Here is a 16,119-nt window from a genome sequence, read left to right as displayed (position 1 = left end):
GCATCAGGCATCGGATTTTCTCCCGTTAATCGATTAAGACCTATGTTTAAATCATAATTCTTAAATAAGTGGTTTTCAACAGATATGACGCTTAAGTGTCTTTTCATACAGCAAATCCTATTTGATGTGTTAATTTTGTTGAGTATTTTGGTATTTCAATATCCTCTTCACGTATAGTCCTTATATCGTCATTGGTAATTGCGTCAAAATCCATATGAATAAGCCTACTACTTTGAGCCATTCTAGCCTTTTCAATCACAGTTCTCACATATCTACCATTACCAAAATCAGGCTGCATTTTTGCAATTTTCATCACTTCTTTGATTTTTTTCGTTGCCTTATCATCGATGATCATATCTTTTTGAGAAGCAATGTGTTTGGCAATTTCGCAAAGTTCATCTACATTATAGTCTTCAAAATGAATATAATGAGCAATTCTAGATCTTAATCCAGGGTTTTTATCAAGGAACCTTTCCATCTTATCAGGGTAACCTGCAAAAATTACAATTAGTTCCTCCCTATGGTTTTCCATTTCTTGCACAATAGTATTGATTGCTTCATCTCCGTACATTCCATCTCGGTCATCTACTAATGAATATGCCTCATCAATAAATAGAATTCCTCCTAAAGCCTCATTAACCTTTTGTTTTACTAAAGGGGCCGTCCATCCAACATATTTACCAACTAAATCTGCACGTCCTACTTCAACAATTTGCCCTCTTTTAATCACATCGTTATCTTTTAGTATTCGTGCGAACAACCTAGCTACTGAAGTTTTTGCAGTTCCTGGATTTCCTGTAAAAATCATGTGATTACATATATTGTCTATTGATAATCCTCTATCCTTAAACAACTTCTGAGCTTTATAACTATCAAGAGCTTGGTTAATCATCTTTTTGGCAGCGCCCAGACCAATCATAGACTCTAAATCCTCATAAGCACTTCCCTTAGGCTTCTTATTTATAATCTCTGTTTTAGCTTTAGCAATATCTTTATACTGACTGTATACTGTTGTTTTCAGTTTTTGACTATACCACTCATCAAAAATTGCGTTCAGTTCTGGAACTAGATATCCATGCCCTGCTTCCACGCTAGATAAAAGCTTGTTATCTGTCCTTAATCCATGTTGTTTGGAACATTTTTTAAGATACGCAATAGCAGATTTATCAGTAGCCAATTCCTCTTTTATCTCCACGAACGTACAATTACCTACATTTTCAAATATCTTCTCCTTCAGTTTCGAGCACTCCCTAGGTAGCTGTATTATAGTTAATACATCACAACAATGACGTCTAATAATTTTACATACTTCTTCGATAGCATAGAAGCTACCATCTGCCCTATCATCATCCTCGTTTATAGATTCATCAAAGCTTAATATTATTGTCCCTCCGCAACAAGTTTTATACAACGATTCTATTAGTTTTTGATGAAATGTTTCTCTAAGATATATTTCCAATTCGCAGTATCGCCTATTCTCTATTCTTCCCACACTATATAATGCTTGAACAAGTAACTGTGTAACACCTACTTGTGTTCTTGTATCATCACTTTCAATTATATAATCCACTGGATGTCCATATACCTTTTTCTTTGGCGTTCCAAAGTATATACGATCCAACTCGGGAATGAACGTCTCCTTGATGAAATAATTTTTAGCTGCAAGATAAATAGCATCCTTAGAACTTTGACGAATAATTCTTTCCTCATAATCGAAATCCATACAACTGCGGCCATTGCTTACTAGCTCTTCTAGCCCGAATTCCCTCAAAATATCATATTCATCCTCGACAAATCCGTTTCTATCTCCAACACTTAACATCTTGGCAAAGTCATGAAGCGTCGTTTCTTTAATCTCTATGTCCTCAGCTTCAAACTTTCCTTTTTTTATAAAAGTCTCCACGAGATTGTCAATATTCAAGTAATCACGCAAAACCAGTCCAAATACACATTCTCCGTATGAGGCATTACTAATAAAGAAAAATCCTTTATCGATAATATTGTCATTTAATCGTTCACATAAGACTGAAATCGCCTTACCTAAGTCTCTGTCAGCCGATCTTCTTCCTACCCCTTCCTTGCCAGAATCTATTAATTCTCCATCTTTTTTATTGATTGTCATTTCAATCTTATAAAACTGCATATGTTCCCTCCTGAAATTCTTTTGACCACCAAATAAGATTCACTTTTGTCTTTATACCCAAATAATACAAAGAGGGATGTGCATAAAAATGCACATCCCTCAGATGGTCTAGTGCAAATTTGAGATTAATTTTAGTCTGAAGCATATCATCTATTCATAATCACTTGCCCCATCTGTACAAATTCGTTATTTTTTGATAATATTAACCTGTTTTGATTATTAGTTGGACTTCACTGGCTTGCCTTGTTTTCCAACTTGTTTTTTTTGTATAGAGAAAGGATATGTAAATGATTCAAGCTAATAACGTTACTCTTCGTTTCGGCAAGAAAGCCCTTTTCGAAGAGGTTAATATCAAATTTACAGAGGGTAACTGCTACGGTATCATCGGTGCTAACGGTGCTGGTAAGTCTACTTTCCTTAGAATTTTATCTGGTCAGTTAGAGCCTACTAGCGGCGAAATCACAATGAGCCCTGGTAACAGACTTTCATTCTTAGAGCAGGATCACTTCAAGTACGATGAGTTCACAGCTCTTGATACAGTAATTATGGGTAATCAGCGTCTTTACGACATTATGAAAGAAAAGGACGCTATCTATATGAAGGAAGACTTTTCTGATGAGGACGGTATCCGCGCAGCTGAGCTTGAGTCTGAGTTTGCTGAGATGGATGGTTGGAATGCAGAAGCAGATGCTGCTACTCTTCTTAACGGCCTTGGTGTTGATACAGAGTTCCACTATACACAGATGTCAGAGCTTCCTGGTGCATTAAAGGTCAAGATTCTTCTTGCAAGAGCACTTTTCGGTTCACCAGATGTACTTCTTCTCGATGAGCCTACTAACCACCTTGATTTGGATGCTATCGCATGGCTTGAGGAGTTCCTTATCAACTTTGAGAACACAGTCATCGTTGTATCCCACGACCGTTACTTCTTAAATAAGGTATGTACACATACTGCAGATATCGACTACGGCAAGATTCAGCTTTACGCTGGTAACTATGATTTCTGGTATCAGTCTTCACAGCTTATCATTCAGCAGCGTAAGGAAGCTAATAAGAAAAAGGAAGAGCAGATTAAAGAATTACAGGAGTTCATCCAGAGATTCTCCGCTAACGCTTCTAAGTCTAAGCAGGCTACATCACGTAAGCGTGCATTAGAGAAGATTCAGCTTGATGACATCCGTCCATCTAGCCGTAAGTATCCTTACATCGATTTCAGACCAGCTCGTGAAATCGGAAACGAGGTTCTTTCAGTAGAAAACCTTACAAAGACAATTGATGGTGAGCTTATCCTTGATCACCTTACATTTAATGTTGGCCGCGAGGACAAAATTGCTCTTGTTGGATCAAACGAAAAGGCTAAGACAGTTCTCTTCCAGATCCTTGCTGGTGAGATGGAGCCAGACGAAGGAAGCTACAAGTGGGGTGTTACAACATCTCAGTCATACTTCCCTAAGGACAACACAGAGATTTTCAGCACAGACCTTCTCATTGTAGATTGGCTTACTCAGTTCTCTGAGATTAAGGATGCTACTTATGTTCGTGGATTCCTTGGCCGTATGCTTTTCGCTGGCGACGACGGCGCAAAGAAAATGAAGGTATTATCCGGTGGTGAAAAGGTACGTGTACTTCTTTCACGTATGATGATTGAAAACTCAAACGTACTCATGCTCGATGAGCCTACTGACCACCTTGATATGGAATCAATCACAGCACTTAACACTGGTCTCCAGAAGTTCTCAGGTGTTATCCTCTTCTCTTCTCGTGACCACGAAATCGTACAGACTACAGCAAACCGTATCATTGAAATTCTTCCAAACGGAAGCATGATTGACAAGATGACTACATACGATGAATACCTTGAGTCAGACGAAATGGCTCGTAAGCGTACAGTACTTGAGTTATCTTCTGATGAACTTGATGATTAATAAAAAAATGCCAGCCTAGAGGGCTGGCATTTTTTTATTCATATCGTAAAGCCTCAATTGGATTAAGTTTCGCAGCTTTGTTAGCTGGATAGTATCCGAAGAAGATTCCGATGGCCATAGAGAAGGCTACGGCAATTATGATGGCGCTGATTGATACGGATGCTGAGTAGCCCATGTATGTGGCTGCTACGGATCCAAGAACAACACCAAGTATGATTCCGATAAGTCCACCCATTATACAGATAACAACTGATTCTGTAATGAACTGAAGCCTGATGGAACCATTTGTTGCTCCCAAAGCTTTTCTAGTACCAATTTCTTTAGTACGCTCTGTGATTGATACAAGCATGATATTCATAACACCAATACCACCAACAACAAGAGATATACCTGCGATAATCGCAAGGGCAAGCTCAATTGTTCCAATCATTGTGGTCATTGATTCAATCATGCTGGCCATGCTTGTAACTGAAACCTCATAATCATCATTGTTTGAGTAATACATAGTGTTGAAATAAGTTTCAACAGTGTCTGCAAACTCCTCTGAATCTGTATCGATTGTTGTTACAAGTGTAAAGCTTTCATATCCATCATTGATTGTATGAAGCTGAGTTCTAGCTGTATCGTAAGGGATGTACAAATCTGTTGTTGTATCCTCAGTAGAATCGCTAGACCATGTACTATCATCGTATTCATAAACACCTACGATGTAGTATGTGTAATACTTTCCATTGATGCTGATTTCTACAGCAGACCCCAAAGCAGCGGAAGTATCCCCATCAAACATGTTATTAACAAAGTAGTCTGAAACAATACAAACCTTCTGAGCATTTTCATAATCCTTTTCTATGAATGTACGACCTGCAAGTATCTCTGGGTCGTTGTATTCCATATAATCCTCGTTGTAACCTACAACATTTACATATGCATATAAATCACCGTCGATGGCTGTACCTGAACCAACAGTTGATGAAAGAAGTGTATATTTTATATTATCGCTGTATTCCTCAAGGAATGAATCTATCATATCGTCGGTAATGTAATCCTCTGTGTCCATAGATCTGCGATTTCCGGCGCCAAAGTGTAATCCTGAAGAAGTAGTCTCCTCGGAAGTGCTCTTTGCTGATACACCAACTGTTAAGTTATTTGCTCCCATCTCCTGCATCTGTGTGTTAACCATAACAGTGATAGAATTACCAACCGTCATGATTGCAATAACGGATGCAATACCGATGATGATACCAAGCATTGTAAGTAGGGAACGCATTATATTGGACTTTAGTCCTGCCAGTGCGAGGAGGACATTTTCCATTATTAGCATGCTAAATCCTCCTTTATTGTTTCCCACTGACCTTTCGACTCACCTCTTATATCACCATCGCGAAGTGTGATAATACGCTCTGTCTCTAAAGAAAGCTCATTTGAGTGAGTAATCAAAACGATGGTCTTGCCCTGCTCCTCATGAAGCTTGTGGAATATATCCATAATCAAGCGTCCTGTTGCAGAATCAAGGGCACCTGTAGGCTCATCTGCAAGAATGATTGCCGGGTCATTTGCCATAGCTCTTGCAATGGCTACACGCTGTTTCTGTCCACCAGAGAGCTCGTCAGGATTGTGCATCATTCTGTTGGTCATGCCCACCTGCTCCAAAAGCATTTTTGCTCTTTCATTTCTCTCTGCTCTTCCAATGCCAGCATACATCATTGGAAGTTCCACATTTTTGATAGCATTTGTTCTGGCTATCAGATTGTATGTCTGAAATACAAATCCAATTTTCTTGTTTCTTAAAATAGATAACTCGTGGTCCTTTGCTTTTTCAATATCTACACCATCAAGTGTATATTCACCACTTGTTGGTCTATCCAAGGCACCAATTATATTCATAAGTGTAGACTTTCCTGAACCAGACTGTCCAACTATTGATACGAATTCGCCTTCACGGACGCTAAAATTAACGCCGTGAAGTACTTCAAATTCGTTTGGTGTGCCGATGAAGAAGCTCTTATGGATGTCACGAAGATCTAACATGATATCTCCTGCTGCCATAATTCACCTCCTACATTCCGCCTGGGCCGCCACCCTGGCCGCCGCCACCACTTGGAGCACCGCCTCCCATGTCGCCGCCACCTTGGCCGCCGCCCATGTTAAGTAGTGAGTTGTTTTCATCCTGTGACTGGTCAGATGAATTAGAAGATGTGCTTGATGCTGTTGCCTTTACCTGAAGGCCTTCTGACAATTCATCACTGATAATCTGTACATAGTAATCACTCTCAAGACCAAGTGTTACTTCAAGTTTTGTCTCATTTCCATCGTCATCAACTACTGTTACATAGCTATTTCCATCTGCATCTGTCTCAACACAATCATATGCTACTGCGTAAGCATCTGTTACTGATTCAAGAATTACTGAAGCCTTCGCTGTCATACCAACACGAAGTCTATCGTCTGTATCATCAAGTGTAATCTTTACTTCGTAGCTTGCAGATGTGCTGCCTGTGCTTGAAGATGAGCTTGATGTTGTAGAATCAGATGTAACTGCAACATATGAAACTGTTCCTGTAAACTCATCATCATCTGTAGCATCAAACTTAACTACTGCTGAAAGTCCTTCGCTAAGAGATGCAATGTCATACTCATCAACTGTTGCTTCTACAACAAATGAATCTGTATTTGATATCGTAAATACGGTATTACCCTGTGTATAGTTATTTCCCTCTTCTACATTGATTGCTGTAATGTATCCAGAAAATGGAGCAACAACCTGCGTACCTGACTGGCTTTCTGTTACTGACTCATACTCCTCTGTCTTTGTGTATGTGTTGTCGTATTCCTGGTTTAACTGCTCAAGCTCATACTTGTACTGAAGCTCTTCGATTTCATCCTGAAGTGTTTCGAGCTCATCCTGCTTTGACTCGTATCCTGAGATTGTAACTCCGTTACCATCATCAAGGGTCTTTGCTGCGTTTGACTCTGTTGTCCAACGGCTAGCAACTGAAGAATCTGAATCGCCGTACTCAAGATAATCGTTGTAGGCATCAACGAGGTTGTTATAAACATCAGCCCACTCATCTAAGTATTCCTGAATCTCTGCCATCTCTTCCTGCTTTTCTTCAATCTGATCTAAATAATCCTGAAGAGTATGTGCGTCCTCGATATCAGAGATATTGTATTTTGCATTTAACTCAGCAAGCTTTGTTGCGTAATCATCTGCATCAAACTCAACGATAACTGTGCCAGCCTCTACATAGTCACCTACTTCATAGTAAACTGCTGCAACCTCAGTACCTGTTGCAACTGTCGATGTCACTGACTGTGTCTGGCCTGCTGCAAGTGTACCAGTTACACTAATTGAAGACTGTAAATCCATTACTTCTACAGAAGTTGTAAGTGTCTGTGTTTCCTCAACTTCGTGTGAGTTTGTCTTCATCAGATACTTTCTTCCAAATATAATTCCAACTACGATTAAAATAATAAGAATGATAAATAGTAATAAATGTTTTTTAATAAAACGCCCAAAGCGCTTTACAAAACTACCCAATTTAGAAAGGATAGAAAACTTTTGAGAATCCTTCGGCATTTTGTCCCTCCTGGTAAAATATGTTTTTGATTAACTTCACACACTTTACTAGGATTTTTCCCGCAAGTAAACGGATTCCACATACCTTTCAGAATAATTCAGATGGTCGTCACATGGCCGTTTCAAAACGTACAAATTCAATAAAAAAACATCCTGTTACTCCGGAAAACGTAACAAAAAAAGCCAACAGGCATAATACCTGTCGGCTTTAAATGAGCTAGTAGACAACAAGCTAAGGATAGACTATTCGTAACGCAAAGCATCGATTGGATTTAGTTTCGCCGCCTTGTTGGCTGGATAGTATCCGAAGAAGATTCCGATAGCCATTGAGAAGGCTACGGCAACTATGATGCTCTGTGCAGATACTGCAGCTTCGTATCCCATCAGCTTAACTGCAACTGTACCAAGAACTACACCAAGTATAATTCCGATGATTCCACCGATTACACAGATAACAACTGATTCGGTTATAAACTGCATTCGGATAGAACTATTTGTAGCACCAAGGGCTTTTCGTGTACCGATTTCCTTGGTTCGCTCTGTGATTGATACCAGCATAATATTCATAACGCCGATACCACCAACTACCAGTGATATACCGGCAATTACTGAAAGTGCTAGCTGAATCATACCTATCATGGAATTCATGGAATCCATCATAGATGTCATACTTACAACCATTACCTCATAAGTGTCATTTCTTGAATAATAATTTATATTAAAGAAATCACGTGTCTTGATAGCAAAATCATCGTTGTTTGTATTTACTGATGTAACGATTGTGAAGTAGTAATCGCCTTTATTTTGATTGTGATTAGCTGTTCTAGCTGTCTCGTAAGGAATTACAAGCTCTGTTGTTGGATTGTCTGAAACACCAAATGAGAACTTATCCTCAACGTATTCATAAACACCTACTATGTAGTAATTATAGTATGTGCCAGCTACATTAACCTCAACCTCCTGGCCAAGAGCTGCTTCGCTATCACCATCATAAATTCGCTCAACAAATTTGTCTGTTACAAGACAAACCTTCTTTGCATTTTCAAAGTCCTGGTTGAGGAACTGACGTCCTGCAACCATTTTGTAATCCTTAAATTCAAAGGTATCTTTGTTATATCCAACAATTTGAACATTGGCATTTTTATTACCTTCAACAACCTTACCCTTGTCACCAACATTTTCCATTTTAAGGATATATTGAACGTCATCAGGGAATTCATCCTTATATGCCTGAATCATTTCGTCGGTAATCATATCGCTGTCGGTCATTTCTCTGACATAGCCATCACCGTAACTTGTTCCATCTTCATTAGTTTGGTCTGTGGATTTTTGCATAACACCCATTTCAAGGTTGTTTGCTCCAAGGTCCTGCATAGTGCTGTTTACAATCAATGTGATGGAATTACCAACTGTCATAATTGCAATAACGGATGCAATACCAATGATGATACCAAGCATAGTCAGAAGGGAGCGCATTATATTAGCCTTAAGTCCTGCTAAGGCAACCAGTATGTTTTCTGTAAATAACATTACTCCACCTCCTTCTTTACGCCAGCGCGTTCATCAGAAGAAAGTCCCTTCCAATTGCCCTTTGACTCACCGAGGATTGTTCCATCCTTAATAGTGATAATTCTGTCAGTCTCCTGAGAAAGCTCAGGCGAGTGGGTAATGAGAAGAATTGTCTTTCCCTGCTCCTCGTGGAGCTTGTGGAAAATATCCATTATCATTCGTCCAGTAGCTGAATCCAGCGCACCAGTAGGCTCATCTGCAAGGATGATAGCTGGGTCGTTAGCCATAGCTCTTGCAATGGCTACACGCTGCTTCTGACCACCGGAAAGCTCATCTGGGTTGTGGTGCATTCTATCTGTCATGCCAACTTCTTCAAGTAGCATCTTTGCTCTGTCTGTACGCTCACCACGTCCCATTCCCGCGTACATCATTGGGAGCTCAACGTTTTTAAGTGCGTTGGTTCTCGCAATAAGATTGTAGGTCTGAAATACAAAACCTATCTTTTTATTTCTAAGCGCAGACAATTCATGATCTTTTGCTTTTTCAATATCTACTCCATCAAGAGTGTACTCTCCAAGTGTAGGTCTATCTAAGGCACCGATTATGTTCATCAATGTAGATTTGCCGGAACCTGACTGTCCTACAATGGAAACAAACTCACCCTGATTGACGGTAAGATTAATTCCATGAAGAACCTCAAATTCATTTGGTGTACCGATGAAAAAGCTCTTATGAATATCACGAAGGTCTAGCATTAAATCTCCTGCTGCCATAACGACCTCCTATTCAAAAGTCACATAATCCATAATATCTGTGCTAGGCGCATCGCTAACGATTGCCTCTACAGTCATGCCTTCTTTGATTCCATCACCAGAAATCTCTACATAATAATCGCTTTCAAGTCCCTTTGTAACTGGGATGTCCTTCTTTGTTCCATCATCAGCGATAGATGTTACGAAGAAGCTTCCGTCATCCTTCTGCTGAACACAGTCATAAGGTACTGCAAGTACATCTGAAGCAGAATCAAGAACGATGCTTGCCTTTGCTGTCATACCAACACGGAATCTATCGTCTGTTCCATCCATCTTAATCTTTAACTTGTAAGATGCAGCACTTCCAGTTGATGTACCTGTTGCTGCCCCATAGTTAGCTGAAGCTGTTGCTGCAGATGTAGTAGATTCAGATGCAATTGATACGAATGAAACTGTACCTGTGAATTCCTCGTCACCTGTGGCTTCAAACTTAACTGTAGCTGGCAAATCCTTCTGGATGTTTGCTACATCGTATTCATTAACAGTTGCCTCTACAATAAATCCGCTTGTATCAGCTATCGTAAATACGGTATTACCCTGTGTATAGTTGTTCCCCTCTTCAACGTTCATTGTAAGGATATATCCTGAAATAGGTGCCTCTACCTTTGTCTTATCCATGCTCTCGTATAGATCATTTTTAGCATCTACCTGTGTGTAATTCTGAGCATAGTTCTGCTGCATCTGTGCAAGCTCAATCTTGTTCTGAGTTGTGCGGATTTGCTCCTTAAGAGCATCAACCTCATCCTCAACAGCTTCGTATCCTGAAACAGTAACTGGCTCGCTTCTGCCGGCTGCAGCTGCTGATTCTCTGTTCCAACGCTCTACTACAGATGGGTCAGAATCCTTATATTTCTCGTACTGATTAAAGGCATCCTTAAGGTTTTCATAGATTGCCTTGTTATCATCAAGCCACTTCTGCTTCTCATCAATCTTCTTCTGAGTGTCTTCGATGGATTTTTGCATATCCTCGATGCTCATGCTAGCTTCAGTGTTTGTAATATCGTTCTGAAGATTGAGTTCTGTAAGCTTACGCTCATAATCATCGCCATCAAACTCAACTACTGTCTGGCCTTTTTCAACGTAATCTCCTACTTCATAATTTACAGTAGAAACCTTTACGCCTGTAACCCCAGTGCCGCCAAGTGTTGATGTAACAGTAAGTGTCTCATTTGCTGTAAGTGTTCCAGTAACACCAACAGACTTCTTTAAGTCCATCTTTTCAACCGTAGATGTGACCGGTTCATTCTGTTCATCAAGCATAGCCTGAGCCGCAACCTGAGCCTTATGTCTTATAAACAACACCACGCCAATAATAACAACCAGAATAATGATTAGCTTCAAGTGCTTTTTGCAGAAGCCACCTATTTTCTTTATAACGCCCAATTTCATCCTCCTTTTGAACATATCCTGGGTAAGGTATGTTCGTATAACTTTTTCATATCTTGTTTAGTGTAATATAATCCACTGTAATGTAAATACTTTTAATTTTTATTTAAGAATCTTTTTAGATTTACACTGAAAGCTTATTGTCCATTAACCATGCTGATGCAACATAAAGAATTACTGAAACAACTGCATAATAAACAATCTGGATGATTACACGTGTTGTATTAAAATCCAATCCATCGTCGATAAACACGCCAAGTAACTTGCTAAGGCAGATTGAGATTGCGATGAAGATGCAGAAGCTGAGGAATCCATTGTATTTCTTGCCGTTTAATAATGTCGCGCAGATGATTACAGCAAAGAAACCTAAGCATACTGTGGAAATCCAATTTACAACAGATGCTGCACTAATCATGGCAAATCTGTATGAATCAACATAATAGCTTTCGCCTAAAAGGGCATTTATAAACTCAAATAACTCTTTAAACTCACCGTAAGAAGCAGCCAAAATAGAAACATCAGCAATTGCAAGTGCTACAAAACATACGCTTACTACTATGATTGAGCTTGCATTTTCAATAAGCTTTGCGCCTAAAATCTTGAAGCTATTATTTGGAGTCATAAAAAGCATGTAGCTTCGCTTTGTGTTCAAATCTCTGCTCAATGTAAATATTCCAAAAATACCAATAATAAACACTGAACAAACAGCTATCATAGAAAGAAGGGTTACACCTATTGCTAAAAATCCTTCCTTCTGCATGAAAACACCAATTAAAAACATCACCTCAAATATAGCTGTTATAACAAGGATTATTCCCTTCATTGCCCATGATTTTCTGAATTCGTATTTAATTAAGTTTCCCATTATGCAATCCCCTCCATACATGTAATATTTGAAAATACCTGGCGATATTTATCAGCCAAAGATACGCCTTCTGTCATACGTAAACCTTCTACATCAAATACACCTACAAGCTGTGCCTGCTTAATAAAGATTGCTTTATCAACAACTGATTCCAGCTCTTCAACCAAGTGACTTGAAATAAGAAGAATTTTATCCTCTGATGCTGCATCAAGAATCATGTTCATAACATCATCTCTTGCAAGCAAATCAATACCGTTTAATGGCTCATCAAGCATGTACACCTTTGCATCCCTAGCCATTGTTACTGCAACTTTAAGCTTTGCCATCATACCTGAAGAAAGAGATTTTACCTTCTGTTTCGTATCAAGATCCATGCTAATAACCATATCTGTGTATTTCTCCATCGAGAAATCTGCGAAGAAATCCTGATAATACTTTCCTACATCCCCAACTGTCATCCAATCATAGAAATATGGCTCAGTAGACATATAGGCGATTTCCTTACGGCTTTCAATACCGATTGGAGAATCTTTGTAAAGCACCTCGCCAGATGTAGGCTTTATAAGGCCTGCTGCCATCTTCATCCAAGTAGTCTTACCGCTTCCATTAGGACCTAGCATTGCATAAATGTGTCCTGGTTCGAGGCTCATTGTTATGCCATCTACCGCGGTTTTGCCAACAAATTTTTTAGTAACATCAACACTTTTTAACATCACATTTCGTCCTTTCTACTTCTAATCATTTCTATTGCTTCTTCATCGGAAATACCAAGCTCCATTATGCTTTTCAAAAATAGATTTAAAGCATCCTGCGCCATTTCCTGTCGACATGCTTTGATGATATTTACATCATCTGTCACAAACGTACCCATGCCTCTTTTGGTGTAACATACACCCTCCCTTTCCAGCTCCTGATAAACCCTAGCGGCCGTGTTTGGATTGATTGTATATTTAACAGCCAGCTCTCGGCTTGATGGAAGCTTTTCTCCGCATTTAATACGTTCATTAACAATATCCATTTTGATAGAGTTAATTACTTGTAAGTAAATGGGTGTCTTTGAATCAAACTGCATATTCACACTCCTCCTGTGTCATGTACTACTGTGCTATCTGAATAGTACACTAGTGTGTTGTTACTGTCAACAGTTTTTTTCCACATTTTTATTTTTTGTTGTAAAATGTTTTCTAGGGCTTTGTTTACTGCCCCTACTTAATTATTTTTTAGGAGGTTTTTATGAAAGAAATTGATATTTTCCAGATTGGGAATTTTAAGATAGGACAGGCTGAAAATCAGGACGCTGGAACTGGTGTCACTGTTATCGTTGCTCCAGAGGGAGCACCATGCGGTCTCGATATTCGCGGCGGCGGCCCAGCCAGCCGTGAATCAGGATTAATGGATCCTCTTGCCGCTGCAGAGGTTATTCACTCTGTTGTTTTAGGCGGGGGCTCAGCCTTCGGTTTGGATGCAGCCGGTGGCGTTATGAAATGTTTAGCTGAAAAAGGAATTGGCTTCCCTGTGGGGGATGTTGTTGTACCACTTGTTTGCCAGTCAGATATCTTTGATTTAGGCTACAAAGCTTCTAACGTATATCCGGATAAAGAAATGGGATATGCAGCTTGTACTAAAGCTTTTGAAGGAGAACATGGCAACTTTGAAAATGGTAGTCATGGTGCAGGATGTGGCGCAACTGTCGGAAAAATGCTTGGTCCTGACAGATGCACAAAGTCAGGAATTGGCAGCTACGCTGTTGAACTTGGTGAATTAAAAGTTGGAGCAATCGTCTGCACTAACGCTGTTGGCGATGTTTATGATTATGTTGATGGGAAAAGAATAGCTGGTGTTTTAGCAGAAGACGGTAAATCACTTAATGATGTTTCCTGCGAAGAATTAATGTACGCCATGGCTATGGCTGGAAAGCCTTCCGACTCTGCCGATAAAGCCCCTGCCGGCGCACCAACTAACACTACCATTGGTATCGTATTTACGAATGCAAAGCTCAACAAAACACAGCTCTGCAAAGTTGCAGGCATGGCTCACGATGGCTACGCTCGATGCATACGCCCTATCCACACATCAATGGACGGCGACAGCATCTACGCCATGTCTTTAGGAAATGTAGAAGCTTCCCTTGATGTTGTAGGAACCCTTGCAAACCACGTAATGTGTGAAGCTATAAAAAGAAGTGTAAAATAAGTAAAAGGCTATTGCATTGTGCAATAGCCTTTTTGACTGTATATATCGAGTAGGTATCTAATCACGGAGAACAAATACCTACTCTTTTTTATTTACAATTCTCTAAAATTATCCTATACAAATCATTTATGTTTAATCCATCAACGCCAGTCTCAAAAGAATAAAGCAAGTTCTTGCCATACTCATACCCTAATTCTCTATATTTCGCAATTTTCTTCACTGCAGCTATAGCGTATTCTGGCTTGTCCATCATTCCAAAATGCTCATAGAAATATGTCTGTCTGGTCTCTTGATTTAATAACACAAAGTCCGGATGAAGCCCCTTTCGGTTTAGCTCACAAGCCGGTTCATATACATATGGAATTCCTTCTTTTGCAAACTTATCTGCAATAATCTTCTCTGATTTAGATCTAACATGCTCCCCGTTATCTGTGTAATAGGATGTTTCAATTGGATATTTGTTTTGGAAAGAATCTGCTGCATCCTGTTCATTGTATTGGGCTAGCCAACATTCTATATAAGTTTGGTCATCTATATATTTGCTGTCAATTAGAGCCTTGCGCGCATCTGACAATTCATTATATAGCATCATCCCGTCTAGTTTAGGGAACTCTTGTATCGTCCCATTTAATGCTATCAATTGCTCATTCAATATCTTTAGCAACTGAAAATCAAAATCCTTTTGCGCTAATCTCCTAGCCACATCAATATCATCTCGTTTTATAAAAGTTCTCTCTACCTTAAATCTTCCTTGTCCAGGAATCATTTTACATTTGTAGAATTGAGTATATTTCCCCCGATTTTTCTTTATTTCAAGGAAATATCCATCATCCTTTGGATACCTCCTTTCTAGTGATTCTATTTCTCCCTTGATATTATCTATCTCTTGATTTATTGCATCTATGAAGCTTTTCAATAACTCTACCTCCTTAATCATAGCTCTCAAACCTGCATTTACCACTAGCATTCCAGCTATTTCAACTTGCTAGTGGTATCTTTTCGTCACTTTACCTCTAGCAAATAGTATTTCTGTGACAGCTAGAGGTATTCTTTTGCACCTATACCACTAGCATGAAGCAATCACACTTACGCTAGTGGTATGTCTCTCATTTTTTACCACTAGCAGAATTCAGTTTTGATTATGCTAGTGGTAAACCTACGATTTCGTACCTCTAGCTCTCAGTATTCCATCTCCCGCTAGTGGTAATGTACATATTTTGTACCTCTAGCAGACAACATCTGATTACCCGCTAGTGGTAAAACCGGGCCCATCAGCCCCAATTAATGCTTTCCTAATCCGTACTACTCCAAAATTACTTAACTCACCACACTTCCTAATACCAAATCACAATAACACTCATTTTCCCCGCAATTGCCAATCTATTACATACACCAAAAACTAGCAATTGTATGACCTGTTTCGTGAAAATCGCTATCGAAATGATAGCAAATGAAAAAAAGAAAATCTCACATACAGAAGTATGTGAGATTACTGCGGGTGACAGGACTTGAACCTGCACGGTCTCCCACTAGAACCTAAATCTAGCGCGTCTGCCAATTCCGCCACACCCGCGTGAATCAAGGTAGTGACTAAGTCTACGACCTCGATGTCGGCTCATCGACTCCAATAATATATCACACTGCTACTCCCAATGCAACAAAAAATAGGCCTTTCAGAATACATCTGAAAGACCTACCAATTATCTAAA

13 protein-coding genes and 1 tRNA gene are annotated in these 16,119 nt (G+C 39.4%); 2 read left to right on the top strand and 12 right to left on the bottom strand.

Features of this window, described 5'->3' with window-relative positions; all coding sequences use genetic code 11:
- Window positions 1-103 precede the first annotated feature (103 nt).
- Window positions 104-2,143, bottom strand: a complete 2,040-nt coding sequence (locus tag BMY66_RS05710) for an AAA family ATPase (protein ID WP_090394472.1) — start codon at window positions 2,141-2,143, stop codon at window positions 104-106.
- A 287-nt stretch (window positions 2,144-2,430) separates the two neighbouring features.
- Here BMY66_RS05710 and BMY66_RS05705 point away from each other — a divergent pair, with 287 nt between their 5' ends.
- On the top strand, window positions 2,431-4,068 hold the full coding sequence (locus BMY66_RS05705; protein WP_090394471.1) for an ABC-F family ATP-binding cassette domain-containing protein: 1,638 nt from the start codon (window positions 2,431-2,433) through the stop codon (window positions 4,066-4,068).
- Between the two features lie 34 nt (window positions 4,069-4,102).
- Here the strand turns inward: BMY66_RS05705 and BMY66_RS05700 are convergent, their stop codons facing one another.
- The 9 genes from BMY66_RS05700 to BMY66_RS05660 all read right to left on the bottom strand — a co-directional run bounded on the left by BMY66_RS05700 (window position 4,103) and on the right by BMY66_RS05660 (window position 13,289).
- A complete protein-coding gene (locus BMY66_RS05700) occupies window positions 4,103-5,389 on the bottom strand; it encodes an ABC transporter permease (protein WP_044937305.1) in 1,287 nt (428 codons plus the stop codon).
- Window positions 5,383-6,114 (bottom strand): ABC transporter ATP-binding protein, encoded by a 732-nt coding sequence (locus BMY66_RS05695; RefSeq protein WP_044937303.1) that lies wholly within the window; start codon window positions 6,112-6,114, stop codon window positions 5,383-5,385. Before BMY66_RS05695 ends, BMY66_RS05700 begins: the two co-directional genes overlap by 7 nt.
- A 10-nt stretch (window positions 6,115-6,124) precedes the next feature.
- Window positions 6,125-7,645, bottom strand: coding sequence for an efflux RND transporter periplasmic adaptor subunit (locus BMY66_RS13730; protein WP_177175589.1), 1,521 nt, complete (start codon window positions 7,643-7,645; stop codon window positions 6,125-6,127).
- Window positions 7,646-7,888: 243 nt separating this feature from the next.
- Complete coding sequence (locus BMY66_RS05685; RefSeq protein WP_090394470.1) at window positions 7,889-9,175, bottom strand: ABC transporter permease; 1,287 nt, start codon at window positions 9,173-9,175, stop codon at window positions 7,889-7,891.
- Window positions 9,175-9,927 carry an ABC transporter ATP-binding protein gene (locus BMY66_RS05680; RefSeq protein WP_033153562.1) on the bottom strand — a complete coding sequence of 251 codons (753 nt, stop codon included), beginning with the start codon at window positions 9,925-9,927 and terminating at the stop codon, window positions 9,175-9,177. The genes BMY66_RS05685 and BMY66_RS05680 overlap by 1 nt, the downstream gene beginning before the upstream one ends.
- A gap of 9 nt (window positions 9,928-9,936) precedes the next feature.
- Window positions 9,937-11,355 (bottom strand): efflux RND transporter periplasmic adaptor subunit, encoded by a 1,419-nt coding sequence (locus tag BMY66_RS05675; protein WP_177175588.1) that lies wholly within the window; start codon window positions 11,353-11,355, stop codon window positions 9,937-9,939.
- A gap of 121 nt (window positions 11,356-11,476) precedes the next feature.
- Complete coding sequence (locus tag BMY66_RS05670; RefSeq protein ID WP_044937291.1) at window positions 11,477-12,217, bottom strand: hypothetical protein; 741 nt, start codon at window positions 12,215-12,217, stop codon at window positions 11,477-11,479.
- Window positions 12,217-12,930, bottom strand: coding sequence for an ABC transporter ATP-binding protein (locus tag BMY66_RS05665; RefSeq protein WP_090394468.1), 714 nt, complete (start codon window positions 12,928-12,930; stop codon window positions 12,217-12,219). The genes BMY66_RS05670 and BMY66_RS05665 overlap by 1 nt, the downstream gene beginning before the upstream one ends.
- Window positions 12,930-13,289 (bottom strand): GntR family transcriptional regulator, encoded by a 360-nt coding sequence (locus tag BMY66_RS05660; RefSeq protein WP_090394467.1) that lies wholly within the window; start codon window positions 13,287-13,289, stop codon window positions 12,930-12,932. The genes BMY66_RS05665 and BMY66_RS05660 overlap by 1 nt, the downstream gene beginning before the upstream one ends.
- Window positions 13,290-13,450: 161 nt before the next feature.
- On the opposite strand from BMY66_RS05660, the gene BMY66_RS05655 reads away from it, so the two are divergent.
- Entirely contained in the window at window positions 13,451-14,410 is a 960-nt protein-coding gene (locus tag BMY66_RS05655; protein WP_090394466.1) for a P1 family peptidase, read from the top strand.
- 88 nt (window positions 14,411-14,498) lie between these two features.
- Here BMY66_RS05655 and BMY66_RS05650 read toward each other — a convergent pair whose 3' ends face one another.
- On the bottom strand, window positions 14,499-15,347 hold the full coding sequence (locus tag BMY66_RS05650) for a hypothetical protein (protein WP_143064509.1): 849 nt from the start codon (window positions 15,345-15,347) through the stop codon (window positions 14,499-14,501).
- 556 nt (window positions 15,348-15,903) lie between these two features.
- Window positions 15,904-15,983: transfer RNA gene (locus BMY66_RS05645), tRNA-Leu, on the bottom strand.
- Window positions 15,984-16,119: the final 136 nt, after the last annotated feature.

The sequence above is a fragment of the Pseudobutyrivibrio sp. C4 genome, assembly GCF_900111635.1.
Classification (GTDB): Bacteria; Bacillota; Clostridia; order Lachnospirales; family Lachnospiraceae; genus Pseudobutyrivibrio; species Pseudobutyrivibrio ruminis.
Note: the sequence above shows the minus strand (reverse complement) of the source record. Positions and strands in the feature narration are given on the sequence as shown.